Raw genomic sequence first — 14304 nt, 5'->3', positions numbered from 1 at the left:
TCTGGAGGAGACATCAATGCCCTTGCCGAAACCGAACCTCTACCCGCCCTTCAACATCGTGCGGCTGAGCCATGTGGAGCTCGCCGTCACCGATCTTGCCAAATCGCGCGCCTTCTATGTCGACGTGCTGGGCCTGCAGGTCACCGACGAGACGGCGGACACGATCTATCTGAGGGCCATGGAGGAACGCGGCCACCACTGCATCATTCTGAAGAAGGCGGCGAGCGCTGAGGCTCGCGACCTCGGCTTCAAGGTCTTTGGCGACGAGGATCTCGAAAAGGCCGCGCATTTCTTCAAAGCGAAAGAATTGCCTGTCGAGTGGATCGAACGCCCCTACCAGTCACGCACCTTTCGCACCCGTGACCCGCAGGGCATCCCGCTCGAATTCTATTCGAAGATGGACCGCCTGCCGCCAATCCACCAGAAATACGCGCTCTACCGCGGCGTCAAACCGCTGCGCATCGACCACTTCAACTGCTTCTCGCCCAATGTCGACGAAGCGGTCGCCTTCTACAACGAGATCGGCTTCCGGGTAACGGAATACACGGCCGATGAGGAGACGGGACGTCTCTGGGCCGCCTGGACCCATCGCAAGGGCGGCGTGCACGACATCGCCTTTACCAACGGCCGCGGCCCGCGCCTGCACCACACCGCCTTCTGGGTGCCGACGCCGCTCAACATCATCGACCTGCTCGACCTGATGTCGACCTCCGGTTGGCTCGCCAATATCGAACGTGGCCCCGGCCGCCACGGCATTTCCAACGCCTTCTTCCTCTATGTCCGCGACCCTGATGGACACCGCATCGAGATCTACTGCTCCGACTACCAGACCGTCGATCCGGATCTGGAACCGATCAAGTGGGACCTGAAGGACCCGCAGCGCCAGACGCTCTGGGGCGCGCCGGCACCGAAATCCTGGTTCGAGGAAGGCAGCGCCTTTGCCGGTGCCGAGGCGAGGGACTCGATCCTGAAAGCCCAACCGATCGTCGCGCCGTGACGTTTGGCGAGTGGATCGGCTAAGGGCCTCGCATCGAACGGGAGTAGAAAATGGACGAGAAGAGTTTCACCGAATGGTCGCTGAAGGCGGCGAAATGGGGTGCGGACTATCGCGCCTCGCTGCGTGACCGCCCCGTGCGGGCGCAGACGGCACCGGGGGCGATTGCCGCCCAGATCCCGGCGCAGCCGCCACGGGCCGGCGAGGACATGCAGGCGATCTTCGAGGATTTCGAGAAGATCATCCTGCCGGGCATGACCCATTGGCAGCATCCGCGTTTCTTTGCCTATTTCCCGGCGAACGCGGCACCCGTCTCCGTCGTCGCCGAATACCTCGTCACCGCCATGGCGGCGCAGTGCATGCTCTGGCAGACCTCGCCGGCGGCGACCGAGCTCGAGACCAAGGTCCTCGACTGGCTGCGCCAGGCGATCGGTCTGCCCGAGGGCTTCTCCGGTGTGATCCAGGATTCGGCGTCCTCGGCGACACTCTCGGCCGTGCTTGTCATGCGCGAGAAGGCGCTCGGGTGGAACGGCAACAAGAAGGGCCTCGCCAGCCAGCAGCAACTTCGCATCTATTCCTCCGATCAGGTTCACACCTCGATCGACCGGGCGATCTGGGTCTCGGGGATCGGCGAGGAGAACCTCGTGCGAATCCCGGCGAACGGGCCGCGGCGGGCGATGGACTGCCAGGCGCTCGAAGCGGCGATCCTCCGCGACAAGGCAGCAGGCCTCGTGCCGGCGGGCGTGATCGCCTGCACCGGAGGGACAAGCACGGGTGCCTGCGACGACATCGCCGAGGTTATACGGGTCGCCCATGCGCACGGTCTCTATGTCCATGTCGATGCTGCCTGGGCCGGTGCCGCGATGATCTGCGAGGAGTTTCGCGAACTCTGGGCCGGCGTCGAAAACGCTGACTCCGTCGTCTTCAATCCGCACAAGTGGCTGGGTGCGCAGTTCGACTGCTCGGCGCATTTCATCCGCAGTCCCGATGATCTGGTGAAGACGTTGGCGATCCAGCCGGAATATCTGAAGACGCACGGGCGCGACGGTATCATCAACTATTCCGAATGGACGATCCCGCTCGGCCGGCGTTTCCGGGCTCTGAAACTTTGGTTCCTGCTGCGCTTCCATGGTCTCGAAGGCCTGCAGACGATGGTCCGCAACCACGTGCGCTGGTCCCGGCAACTGGCGGAGCGGCTGGCCGAGCACCGGGATTTCGAGATCGTGACCGCACCGATGCTGTCGCTGTTTTCGTTCCGCCATCTGAGCGAAGGGGATCCGGACGCCCACACCATCGCTTTGGTCAACGCGATCAACGATGACGGCCGCATCTACCTGACCCAGACGCGCGTCGATGGTCGCGTGGCGATCCGTTTCCAGGCGGGCCAGTTCGACATGACGCAAGAGGATGCCGAGACGGCGTTCGAGGTCATTGTCGAGGTCGCCGCCGCGCTCGACGGACAACACGAAAAAACGAAGGCTTCCCGATGACACCTCCCCGTTTCGTCACCTTTTCGGCCGGAAACAGGCGGGGCTACGGCCTCGTTTCCGGCAATGGATTGATCGACCTTAGCACACGATATGGATCGACCTTTCCGACGCTGCGCGAGGTGATCGAAGCCGGTGCCCTTACCCGGCTTGCCGACGAAGCGGCCGGACTGCCGGCGGACATTTCGCTCGACGATATCCGCTACGAGATCCCTATACCGGCACCGGAAAAGATCATTTGCGTCGGCGTCAATTTTCCGGACCGCAATGAGGAATACAAGGACGGGCAGGTGGCACCCTCCAACCCGTCGCTGTTCATCCGTTTCCCGCGCTCCTTCACCGGACACGGGCAGCCGCTGATCCGCCCGCCGGAAAGCGCACAACTCGATTATGAAGGCGAGATCGTCATCGTCATCGGCAAGGGCGGTCGTCGTATCCCCGAGGCGACGGCGCTCGACCACGTCGCCTCGCTTTCGCTCTCAAACGAAGGCACGATCCGCGACTGGGTGCGCCATGCCAAGTTCAACGTCACCCAGGGCAAGAACTTCGACCGCACCGGCTCGATCGGTCCTTGGCTGGTGCCATTCACCGACGAGGCCCAGCTTGCCGACATCAAGCTGGAAACCCGCGTGAACGGCGAGGTTCGCCAGCAAGACCGCACCAGCCGGATGATCTTCTCCTTCCGCAAGATCATCAATTACGTCTCTACCTTCACGACGCTGGTGCCCGGCGACGTCATCGTCACCGGCACGCCGACTGGCGCCGGTGCCCGTTTCGATCCGCCAATCTGGCTGAAGCCTGGCGACATCGTCGAGGTCGAGGCCCAAGGCATCGGCACGCTCATCAACCCAGTTGCCGACGAAGCCTGAGCCATGCTTGATAAATCCCAGACCGAAGCCGCGGCCGCCGCGCTCGACACCGCCGAACGCGAGCGCGTCCAGACCGGTCTCCTGTCGCTGCAACACCCTGAAATGACCATGGACGACGCCTATGCGGTGCAGGCCGCCTGGGTGAAACGGAAGATCGCCGCCGGACGCCGGGTGATCGGCTGGAAGATCGGCTTGACCTCGAAGGCGATGCAATATGCGCTCAACATTGACATCCCCGATTCCGGCGTGCTCTTCGATGACATGCTGTTTGAGGACGGCGCGCGCATTCCGGGCAATCGTTTCATTCAGCCGCGCATCGAGGCCGAGATCGCCTTCGTGATGAAGGCGCCGCTTTCCGGTCCCAATGTCACCGTCTTCGACGTGTTGAACGCCACCGATTACGTGACGCCGGCGCTCGAAATCCTCGATACGCGGATCCTGCGCGTCGATCCGGAAACGAAGAAGGCGCGCACGATTGTCGATACCATCTCCGACAACGCCGCCAATGCCGGCATCGTGCTTGGCGGAAGACAGATGCGGCCCGATGCGATCGACATGCGCTGGATGGGCGCGATCGTCTCGCGCAATGCCGAGGTCGAAGAGACAGGACTGGGCGCCGGCGTGCTCAACCACCCGGCCCGCGGAATCGCCTGGCTCGCCAATCGCCTGGCGCTCTACGGCGACCGTATCGAGGCCGGCCAGATCGTGCTTGCCGGCTCCTTCATCCGCCCGGTCGAGGCGCGCCATGGCGACACCATCGTCGCCGACTTCGGCCCGTCCGGCACCGTCAGCTGCTTCTTCGAATAGGACCGACCATGCCCGCTCCGCGCAATACGTTCAAACAGGCCCTCACTGACAAGCGTCCGCAGATCGGCCTCTGGCTGGCGCTCGCCAATCCCTATACGGCCGAGATCTGCGGCGGCGCCGGGTTCGACTGGCTGCTGCTTGACGCCGAGCATGCGCCGAACGACGTGCCGCTTCTGGCGGCACAGCTCCAGGCGCTCGCCGCATCGCCAAGCCACGCCATCGTCCGGCCGCCGATCGGCGAGACCTGGATGATCAAGCAGATCCTCGACATCGGCGCGCAGACGCTGCTGGTGCCGATGGTCGAAAGCGCCGAACAGGCCTGCGCCCTGGTGCGCGCCGTGCGTTATCCGCCCCATGGCGTGCGTGGAGTCGGTGCCGCCCTTGCCCGGGCATCGGCCTTCAACCGTATTCCCGACTATCTGCAGACCGCCAATGACGAGATCTGCCTGCTCGTGCAGATCGAAAGCCGGGCCGGCCTTGCCGCGCTCGACGAGATCGCCACGACCGAAGGCGTCGACGGTGTCTTCATCGGCCCGGCGGATCTTGCCGCCGACATGGGCTTCCTCGGCAAGCCCGGTGCGCCGGAGGTACAACAAGCAGTCGAGGCGGCGCTCTTTCGCATCCAGTCGCACGGCAAGGCGGCCGGTATCCTGACCTCCGATCAGGCCCTTGCCCGCCGCTACCTAGAACTCGGCGCGACCTTTGTGGCGGTCGGCAACGATGTCGGCCTGCTGGTCGGCGCCACGTCGAAGCTGGCAGCGGAGTTCAAGGGTACCAGAGGCGAGACCGAGACGACGGCTGGAAAAATCTACTGATCGGCATCGTCTGCGCCGCGACCGGAGGAGCCAGTCGGGCCACCACCAACCGCATGCGTTGGGCGGTCACGACTTTCCCTCGTCTCTGTCTGGGGGTATAGCGGTCTGACGCCCACCAGCATTGGATTCCCGCCATGACCGATACCGTTCTCGACCGCTTCCTTCGTTATGTCGTCATCGACACCCAGTCCGACGCGAGGTCGAAGACGCAGCCGTCGACGGAAAAGCAGAAGAACCTCGGTCGCGTGCTCGTCGAGGAACTGCTGACGATTGGCCTTGCCGACGCCCATCTCGATGAAAACGGCTACGTCTATGCCACCATTCCTTCGAACGTGGACAAGCCGGTGCCGGTCATCTGCTGGTGCTCGCACATGGACACGGCGCCGGATTTCACCGACACGAACGTCAAGCCGCAGATCGTCAGCAACTACCAGGGCGGCGATATCAGGCTCACGGGAGATCCGCAGCAGGTAATCCGCGTCGCCGACCACCCGGTTCTCAACGACCAGATCGGCAATGACATCGTCACGACCGACGGCACGACGCTGCTCGGCGCCGACGACAAGGCCGGGCTTGCCGAGATCGTCGCGGCCGCTCAAGTTCTCGTCGACAATCCCGAAATCAAGCACGGCACGATCAAGCTGCTCTTCACCACCGACGAAGAGATCGGCCGCGGCGTCGACAAGGTCGACTTGAAGAAGCTTGGGGCCCAATTCTGCTATACGGTCGATGGCGAAACCGCCGGCCATATCGAGGACGAGACCTTTTCCGCCGATGGCGTCGAGATCGTCATTCAGGGCGTCGCCATCCACCCGGGCTTTGCCAAGGACAAGATGGAGAACGCCATCAAGATCGCCGGCAACATCATTAGCCGGCTGCCGCGGGAGGTTTCGCCCGAGGGCACCGAGGGCCGCGACGGCTTCGTGCATCCGACCGGCGTGACCGGCTCGATGGACAGGGCGCAGCTCGGCCTCATCGTGCGCGACTTCGACGAGGCGGGCCTTGCCTCGAAGGAAGCCATGCTCGAAGGCATCGTCAAGGACGTGATGAAGGCCTATCCGGGCTCCACCTACAGTTTCGAGGTCAAGCAGCAGTACCGCAACATGAAGGCCATCCTCGACCGCCATCCGGAGATCGTCGAAAACGCCATCGAGGCGATCCGCCGGGCCGGCATGCAGCCGGTGCGCGGCAGCATCCGCGGCGGCACCGACGGTTCGCGGCTCTCCTTCATGGGTCTGCCTTCGGCCAACCTCTTCGCCGGCGGCCACGCCTTCCATTCGCCGCTCGAATGGGTCAGCCGCCAGGACATGGAGCGCAGCGTAAAGACGCTGGTCGAGCTCGCCAAGATCTGGGCCGAACGCGCCTGACATAGTCCGGAAAACGGGGCGGCTTGGGTGCAATAGGCAGCCGCTCCTTCTCCAAAGGAGACGACCGATCGACACGGCGCGAAGGAGGGTCAGGCGATGAGTACGGCGCGAGGCTCAAAACGCGCGCCGGCAAAGCCCGCTTCGCTCGCAACCAACCCGCCGACCTTCGAGCACATCGTCACCGGCGTCAACGAGACGTTCCTATGGCGTCTCGACAACTATCCCTGGGAACGGAACGTCTGGAACTTCCATCCGGAGATCGAAATCCATCTCATCCGCAAGGCCTCGGGCCTTGCCTTCGTCGGTGATCATATCGGCCAGTTCGGTCCGGGTTATCTCACCGTCATCGGCAGCAACCTGCCGCATGACTGGGTAACGGTTACCGAACCCGATGAGATTATCGAAGGCCGTGACATCGTCATGCAGTTCCACCCGGATCGCATGCGCGAGATCACCGACGCCTTGCCGGAATTTGCCGAGCTCGAGGCCTTCTTCGCCCGCGCCGAGCGCGGCTTGGTGTTTCATGGCGAAGCCCGCGCCAAGGGCGCCGATCTGATCGAACGCATGGGCAGCCTGAAAGGGCTCTCGCGCTTCTCGCTGTTCATCCAGCTGCTCGATCTGCTGGTCAACACCGAGGAATACGAGTTGCTCTCCTCGCCGGAATTCGCGCCAGAACTCGACCAACAATCGCTTGACGTGCTGCGCGGCGCGCTGGCCTTCATCTACGAGAACATCGCCACCGACATTCATCTTGCCGATCTTGCCCGGCAGGCCGGCATGAGCGAAACGGCCTTTTCCCGTTTCTTCAAGAAGAATACCGGCAACACCTTTACCGACCACGTCAACAAGCTGCGCATCTGGCAGGCGTGCAAGCTGCTTGCCGAAACCGACGTGCCGATCACCGACATCTGCTTCGAGGTCGGCTACCTCAACATCTCCAATTTCAATCGCACCTTCCTGCGCCAGCACAAGATGACGCCTTCGGCCTACAGGCGGCTGACGGGCCAGCGTCGTACTTCCCGTTCTTAGGCGCGTTTCACCCACCCAGGCAATGAATCCTTGCGTTTGCTGCGCTGCAAACGGCTGGCATCTGGAAATTTTCTGCAAGAAAGTACAGAATTGCCGCATCGCGCACGCTAGTTCGGCAGAGCGTAAGGCCTATCATCGAACCCAGCGAAACGGTTCGCTATGAGGAAAACGCACTGGATCTGAGGAGTATCCGGCGCGCATCGCAGACCTGGGGAGGTCTTTTCACAATGAAAAAAGCCAAAACGCTCGTTTCGAGCATCGCCTTCGCATGCCTTCTTTCCACCGGCCTGACGACTGTTGCGGTCGCTGCCGAATGCTCCGGCACGATCAAGGTGCTCGCCCAGCCGCGCGACGGCCTGACGCTGCTCGAAGACTACAAGTCCGAATTCGAGAAGCTCTCGGGCGGCGCATCCTTTGAGATCGACTATCTCAACGAAAACGACCGCCGCGCCAAGACCAAGGCGGACGCCTCGACCATCGGCAAGTACAACGTCTATTACATCGACGAGGCAAATGTGGCGCTATTTGCGTCGGCCGGCTGGGTCGCGCCGCTGATGGACTATTATCCTGCCGACTACGACTACGCCGATTTCGATCCGGGCCGCCAGAAGGTCGCGACCTATGACGGCAAGGTCTGGTTTGCGCCGGTCACTGGCGGCGGGGACCTCATGGTCTACCGCAAGGACCTGCTCGAGGCGGCCGGCATTACGCCGCCGAAGACGCTCGACGAATATGTTGCCGCAGTGAAGAAGCTCAATCAGCCCGACCAGGGTATCTACGGCACAGCCCTTCGCGGCCAGCGCGGCTCGGGCGCCAATGTCTGGCGCTGGATGCCCTTCTTCAAGGGCTTCGGCGGCAACTGGTTCGACGGCAAGACGCCGGTCTTTGACGGCGAACAGGCGGTCAAGGCGACCGAGACCTATCTCGAACTCTTCAAGTACTCGGCACCGGGCAGCCAGACCGGCGGCTGGGACGAGGCGGTTGGTGCTTTTACCTCCGGCCAGGTGGCGATGCTGATCGAATCCACCCCGCTCGTCGGCATGGCGATCGATCCGAAGTCCTCGAAGGTGGCCGGCAAGGTCGGCTACCTGCCGCCTCCGGCACCGTTGACGGGCGGCGGCTACGGCCATGGTCTGGCAGTCGGCATGAAGGCCAACAAGGATGAGGCCTCCAAGGCCTGCGCCGGTCTGTTCGTAGCTTGGGCGACCTCGAAGGAAAACGAGGCCCGGCGGCTCGAAGCCGGACAGTTCAGCGAACTCAATCGCACCAGCATCATGACCAGCCCGAAATTCGCCGAGCTCTACGGCCCCGATCTCGGCCAGGCGCTTGCTGATACCGGCAAGGTCACCGCCGTCAACTTCTGGCAGAACCCGCAATGGCCTGATCTTGGCGACCGCTGGGGCATCATCCTCGAGGAGCTGATCACCGGAACGCGCACCGACATCAAGGAAGGCCTCGACGAACTCGACGGCTTCGCCAAAGACCTGGTTGCCCGCAGCCAGTAAGCCGGTTCCTCCCAAGGGCCATCGGCCGGCAAAGCCGCCGGTGGCCCGCACCATCGGGGGCGTTCAAAGCCCAGCCGTAGGACTGATCACATGAAGCAGAAAAACAGCCTGCCGGCGGTGTTCCTCACCCCGGCCATGGGCATCCTTGCCGTTCTCGCCCTCGTGCCGACGGCCTATGCGATCTACATATCGTTCCAAAACCGGGAACTCAGCCGTCCGGACGGCAGCTTCGTCGGTTTCGCCAACTATATCGACCTTTTCTCGGACCGCCGCTTCATCAATGCGATCGGCGTCTCCCTGACCTGGGAAGCCGTGACCGTCGGTATAACGCTCGCCATCGCCGTCGGCCTTGGCATCCTGCTCTTCGAATGCGTCTCGCCGCGCACGCGCAACCTGCTGGCGCTCCTGTTTCTGGTACCGGTGATCCTGCCACGCGTTTCGGCCGCCTTCGTCTGGAAGTTCGCCTTCCATCCGCTCTATGGCATCGCCACCTATCCCTACAAGGCAATCACCGGTCAGCCACTCGATCTCCTGTCCAATCCGGCGACTGCACTTGCGACAGTCGCATTGGTCGATGTCTGGCAATGGGGCCTGTTCTTCGCCGTCATCGTCTTGAAGCTCCTGGAAACGCTGCCGCCCCAGCCATTCGAAGCGGCACGGCTGGACCACGCCCGCACCTGGGAGATTTACGCCTTCATCGCACTGCCGATGCTGAAGGCGCCGCTGATCTCGCTTGCCTTCGTCAAGATGATCGAGTCGCTGCGCGCCTTCGACCTGATCTACGTAATGACCCGCGGCGGCCCCGGCATCGCGACCGAAACGCTCGACATGTACGCCTTCTCGCAAGGCTTCATCGAGTCCGGCCGGATTTCCTACGCCTCCAGCATGGCGGTTCTGATGATGATCGCCACCTCGATCGCCTTCACCTTCATATGGAAGAGGGTTCAGTGATGACCGCCCACGCCCTTGGCCGCTTCATTGGCCGGCTCATCCTTGCCGTCGCCGCCTTCTCTGCCGTGTTTCCAATGTTCTGGACCGCGCTCAATGCCTTCAAGAACCGGGTCGACATCGTGACACCGACCCCGCTCTTCTTCTTCGAGCCGACGCTCGACAACTTCGCCTATGTGCTCGGCCGCGAAAGCGTCTTTGCCGGCCTGGTCAATTCGCTGCTGATATCGGGCGCTGCGGTGCTGATCGGTGCCACCCTCGGCCTGCCCGCCGCCTATGCGATCGCGCGCTATCCCAACCGCTGGTCCCGCGACATTCAGTTCTTCGTTCTGTCGCTGCGCTTCCTGCCGCCGGTCGCAATCGCCATTCCGCTGATGGTGATCTGGCTCGATTTCGGCCTCTATGACACCCGCCTGTCGATGATCGTCACCTATTCGCTGCTGACGCTCGCGACCATCATCTGGCTGAGCGTCCCGGCCTTTGCGCGAGTGCCGAAGGAAGTCGAGGAGGCTGCCCGCGTCGATGGCTGCGGTCCTTATGCGATCTTCTTCCTTATCGCGCTGCCGATTGCCCTTCGGTCGCTGATCGGAGCTGTCGCCTTTGCCTTCGTGCTCGTCTGGAACGAATTCCTGATTGCGCTGATGCTGACGACGTCCGACGCCAAGACGTTGCCGATCGTCGCCTCGGAGCTGACACAGCTCGGTCGCGACGTGCCCTGGGGCATCCTCAACGCCTCCGTTGTGCTGCTCTCCATCCCGCCGCTGCTCTTCATCGGGGTTCTAAGTGGCATGCTCAACAGCGCCTTCAAGCGCAAGACCCAATGAATCCCAAGACTGGAAAAACAAGGAAATCCTTCATGCAAGCGTTGGTCCTCGAGCAAAAAGGCAAGCTCGCAATCCGGGAGATCGATCTCCCGCTGGAACTTGGTCCCGATGACGTCAAGATCGCTATCGACACGGTCGGGGTCTGCGGCAGCGACGTGCACTACTACACCCACGGCGCCATAGGCCCCTATGTGGTGCGCGAACCGATGGTGCTCGGTCATGAGGCGGCCGGCACCGTCGTCGCGGTCGGAAGCAATGTAGAAACGCTCGACGTCGGCGACCGGGTCTGCATGGAGCCGGGTGTTCCAGAACTGACCTCCCGCGCTTCCAAGCTCGGCATCTATAATGTCGATCCCAAGGTGCGGTTCTGGGCAACGCCACCGGTTCATGGCGTGCTCGCTCCCTTCGCAGTCCATCCCGCCGCCTTCACCTACAAGCTTCCCGATAACATCTCCTTTGCCGAAGGCGCGATGGTCGAACCGTTCGCCATCGGCATGCAGGCAGCCGCCCGCGCGCGGATTGCACCGGGCGATGTCGCCGCGGTGATCGGCTGCGGGCCGATCGGCATCATGGTGGCGCTCGCAGCCCTTGCCGGTGGCTGCAGCCGTGTCTTCATCTCCGATTTCAGCGCGGAGAAGCTGGCGATCGCCGCTCAGTATCCGGGCATCATCCCGGTCAACATCGCCGAGCGGCCTTTTGCCGATGTCATCGCCGCGGAAACCGGCGGCTGGGGCGCCGATCTCGTCTTCGAGGCGAGCGGCAGCGCCAAGGCCTTTTCCGGGATATTCGATCTGGTCCGCCCGGGCGGTGCCGTGGTTCTGGTGGGCCTGCCGGTCGAACCGGTACAATTCGACGTTCCGGGCGCAATCTCCAAGGAAGTCCGGATCGAAACGGTGTTTCGTTACGCCAACATCTTCGACCGCGCCCTGCAATTGATCGCGTCCGGCAAGGTCGATCTGAAGCCGCTGATCACTGAAACCTTCCGCTTCGAAGACAGCATCAGGGCATTCGAGCGGGCCGCATCCGCCCGACCGACTGATATCAAACTACAGATCCACATGGACAGTGGGAAGGATTGAGCCATGGCGAACATCGTCTGCTCCAATGTCGACAAGCAATACGGCGCCGTTGATGTCATCAAGGATTTCAACCTCGATGTCGCCGATCATGAATTCATCGTGTTTCTCGGTCCATCCGGCTGCGGCAAGTCCACGCTGCTGCGCATGATTGCCGGTCTCGAAGACATATCCGGCGGCATCGTCTCGATCGGCGGGCGGGCGGTCAACGACCTGCCGCCTCGCGACCGCGGCGTTGCCATGGTCTTCCAGAACTATGCGCTCTACCCACACATGACGATCTACGACAACATCGCTTTCGGACTGAAGCGCATGAAGGTGCCGAAGGCGGAGATCGATACGCGGATTCGCGCTGTTTCGGGAACGCTCGGCCTCGAGCCCTATCTCGCCCGCAAGCCGACCGAGCTGTCCGGCGGGCAGCAGCAGCGCGTCGCTATCGCCCGCGCGATGATCAAGACGCCGCGGGTCTTCCTCTTTGACGAGCCGCTCTCCAATCTCGACGCGAAGCTGCGCAATCACATGCGGGTCGAGATCGCCCGGCTGCACCAGAAGCTGAAGACCACGACGATCTATGTGACCCACGACCAGTTGGAGGCGATGACACTTGCCGACCGGATCGTCCTGATGAAGGGTGGCGCGATCGAGCAGGTCGGAACGCCCGCCGAGATATACGAACGCCCGCGCACGCTCTTCGTCGCCGGCTTTATCGGCACACCCAACATGAATTTCATCGACGTGACGGCCGAAAAGACCGAAGGCAGCTGGCTGTTGCGCAGTGCGGGCGGCAGCTTCGCGATCTCGGACGACAGGTTCACGCTTCGCCATGGCCAGACGCTGGTGCTGGGCATACGTCCCGCCGACCTGGCGCCGGCGGAAAGCGGGCTCAATCGTGTCGAGGGCATCGCCGACCTGGTCGAGTTTCATGGTAACGACGCGCTCGTGACCTTTCTGTTTGCCGGCAAGGAAATTGGCGCACTGGTCAAGGCCAGCGGCTGCCCCAGGCCGGGGGAAGCCGTATCCTTCACAATCGAGCCAAACGGCTTGCACCTGTTCGACCGGGAGAGCGGTCTCTCGGTGCTGAGTAGGTGAGCGGCAAGCAACAGCCCTGCCCCGACAGGACTGTTTGCCTTCAGGCCGCGTTGGCGAATGAGGCGGCCGGGAGCGGCCCGGCCGTCATCATCGTAAAATCGAAGGGCGCGCGAACGTCGGCATCGAGCACGTATTGGCGGTGCACACGCAGGAAGTCGCGCTTGATCCGGCCATAGCGCTCCGGTGACAGCATATGCTTGAGCCGGATGAAAACGATGGGCGGCTGAGGCGCATCGCCGTGTCCGGCAAGCGCCACCACCTGGCATCTGTAGAAATTGATCGCGTCGGTCAGGCACTGGACGTCGAACCAGAAGATATCCTTCACCCGGGCGATGGCGCCGACGCGCGCGCGCAACACTTCGGCTGAGCGCAGCAGCGCACACTGCAGGATCGCGCCGCCGAGCGTGACGAAGACGATGCGTTTTCCGGCAAAGAGGCCTGGCTCCCGCTCCACCAGGGCGCCGATCACCTGGGTGGCGATGCTGGAGCCCATGCTGTGAGAGCTGATGACGTACTCGTCGGCCGGTTCGTTGAGCGCGGCCCGCACGGATGCCAGGCTGTCTTCAACCCATTGCTTTAAATATGGTTTTTCCAGACGCGCAACGGCAACCGCCAGCTCCCAGTCAGAAAAGAGATGCAGGGTATGCCACCGCTCCGACCAGGGGAGAAACAGCTTGAAAAAGACCAGGTAGGCGACGATCGCGCTCAGGACGAGAAGCGATGATTCAAGCGCAAGCCAGTAGGGGGCGGTGCCGATCAACACGCTCCCCGCGACGCCAATTGCCACCAGCAGGAACGGAAAGAGAAAGAACAGGCCGAACCGCCAGGCATGCCGGAAGTAGCCGAATGCGCCGCCTTCCCAGACGACGCGCAGGGCGCTCAGGTAGCCCGCGACCATTCGATGCAGCGTGCCCCGGCCATTCAGGCGTCGGACGATCTCGTCGTGATCGAAGATGTAGACGCGGCTGGCCGTCTGCCAGTCGGCGCCCTGGCTATCCACGTCGAAATAGCGGCCGGGTCCCTCGCTCTCCACCTGCCCGACCTGAACATCGAAATCCTGAAGTCTCGCCGTCTTGACCGCCGATCGCTTGTAGCGCGCCTGATGCTTGACGGCATCCAGCGGCTCGAAGCCGGGAAAATGCAGCACGATGCGTTTCTTGACGTGCCCGGTCGATTTGTCGTGTGACAAGTGTTGATCTTTCAAAAGGCGCAAAACGCCCGCCCCCGGGCCTCCGAAGAGGCGCAGGAGCGGGCGCTCGATGAGCGCCGGGTGGTCCCAGCCTGCCGGAGACGTCAACGATCTCGGTGTCGAGAATATGGCCAAATGAAACGATGCAACGGCGTGCATGACAATTTCAATCGCGCCATCGCCTGACTACCCGTCACGCCACGGTCGCTGCTCGGCAAGAGCGCAGGCCACAGCCGCCAAACGACGACGCATTGAACCCGACTTTGGTCCTAAGGGAATCCGACGATTGTCCGGCCGTCGCCGGG

The 14304-nt window shown here is 62.7% G+C and carries 13 protein-coding genes; 12 read left to right on the top strand and 1 reads right to left on the bottom strand.

The window, feature by feature from the left end; translation table 11 throughout:
• The first annotated feature begins 16 nt into the window (after positions 1 to 16).
• From hpaD to ugpC, 12 genes are all read left to right on the top strand, one after another.
• Positions 17 to 997 (top strand): 3,4-dihydroxyphenylacetate 2,3-dioxygenase, encoded by a 981-nt coding sequence (gene hpaD, locus ASD63_RS11580; RefSeq protein ID WP_034787793.1) that lies wholly within the window; start codon positions 17 to 19, stop codon positions 995 to 997.
• A 50-nt stretch (positions 998 to 1047) separates the two neighbouring features.
• On the top strand, positions 1048 to 2484 hold the full coding sequence (locus ASD63_RS11575) for a pyridoxal-dependent decarboxylase (RefSeq protein ID WP_060529318.1): 1437 nt from the start codon (positions 1048 to 1050) through the stop codon (positions 2482 to 2484).
• A complete protein-coding gene (locus ASD63_RS11570) occupies positions 2481 to 3350 on the top strand; it encodes a fumarylacetoacetate hydrolase family protein (RefSeq protein WP_060529317.1) in 870 nt (289 codons plus the stop codon). The genes ASD63_RS11575 and ASD63_RS11570 overlap by 4 nt, the downstream gene beginning before the upstream one ends.
• Before the next feature lie 3 nt (positions 3351 to 3353).
• On the top strand, positions 3354 to 4157 hold the full coding sequence (hpaH, locus tag ASD63_RS11565) for a 2-oxo-hept-4-ene-1,7-dioate hydratase (RefSeq protein WP_060529316.1): 804 nt from the start codon (positions 3354 to 3356) through the stop codon (positions 4155 to 4157).
• 8 nt (positions 4158 to 4165) lie between these two features.
• The gene (hpaI, locus tag ASD63_RS11560) at positions 4166 to 4972 is read left to right on the top strand and encodes a 4-hydroxy-2-oxoheptanedioate aldolase (protein WP_060529315.1); all 807 of its coding nucleotides are present in this window, start codon (positions 4166 to 4168) and stop codon (positions 4970 to 4972) included.
• Between the two features lie 134 nt (positions 4973 to 5106).
• Positions 5107 to 6339 carry a peptidase T gene (gene pepT, locus ASD63_RS11555; RefSeq protein ID WP_060529314.1) on the top strand — a complete coding sequence of 411 codons (1233 nt, stop codon included), beginning with the start codon at positions 5107 to 5109 and terminating at the stop codon, positions 6337 to 6339.
• A gap of 96 nt (positions 6340 to 6435) precedes the next feature.
• Positions 6436 to 7368 (top strand): AraC family transcriptional regulator, encoded by a 933-nt coding sequence (locus ASD63_RS11550; protein ID WP_051659111.1) that lies wholly within the window; start codon positions 6436 to 6438, stop codon positions 7366 to 7368.
• Between the two features lie 227 nt (positions 7369 to 7595).
• Positions 7596 to 8873: a sugar ABC transporter substrate-binding protein gene (locus ASD63_RS11545; protein WP_082572853.1), complete on the top strand. Its 1278-nt coding sequence runs from the start codon at positions 7596 to 7598 to the stop codon at positions 8871 to 8873.
• A 90-nt stretch (positions 8874 to 8963) separates the two neighbouring features.
• On the top strand, positions 8964 to 9824 hold the full coding sequence (locus ASD63_RS11540) for a sugar ABC transporter permease (RefSeq protein ID WP_060529313.1): 861 nt from the start codon (positions 8964 to 8966) through the stop codon (positions 9822 to 9824).
• Positions 9824 to 10645 (top strand): carbohydrate ABC transporter permease, encoded by an 822-nt coding sequence (locus tag ASD63_RS11535; protein WP_244497233.1) that lies wholly within the window; start codon positions 9824 to 9826, stop codon positions 10643 to 10645. Before ASD63_RS11540 ends, ASD63_RS11535 begins: the two co-directional genes overlap by 1 nt.
• A 32-nt stretch (positions 10646 to 10677) precedes the next feature.
• A complete protein-coding gene (locus tag ASD63_RS11530) occupies positions 10678 to 11724 on the top strand; it encodes an NAD(P)-dependent alcohol dehydrogenase (protein ID WP_060529311.1) in 1047 nt (348 codons plus the stop codon).
• 3 nt (positions 11725 to 11727) lie between these two features.
• Positions 11728 to 12810 (top strand): sn-glycerol-3-phosphate ABC transporter ATP-binding protein UgpC, encoded by a 1083-nt coding sequence (gene ugpC, locus ASD63_RS11525; protein ID WP_060529310.1) that lies wholly within the window; start codon positions 11728 to 11730, stop codon positions 12808 to 12810.
• Between the two features lie 40 nt (positions 12811 to 12850).
• On the opposite strand, the gene ASD63_RS11520 is transcribed toward ugpC, so the two are convergent.
• Positions 12851 to 14158, bottom strand: a complete 1308-nt coding sequence (locus ASD63_RS11520; RefSeq protein ID WP_226020780.1) for a hypothetical protein — start codon at positions 14156 to 14158, stop codon at positions 12851 to 12853.
• Between the last annotated feature and the right edge of the window lie 146 nt (positions 14159 to 14304).

The sequence above is a fragment of the Ensifer sp. Root558 genome (assembly GCF_001427045.1).
Classification (GTDB): domain Bacteria; phylum Pseudomonadota; class Alphaproteobacteria; order Rhizobiales; family Rhizobiaceae; genus Ensifer; species Ensifer adhaerens.
Note: the sequence above shows the minus strand (reverse complement) of the source record. Positions and strands in the feature narration are given on the sequence as shown.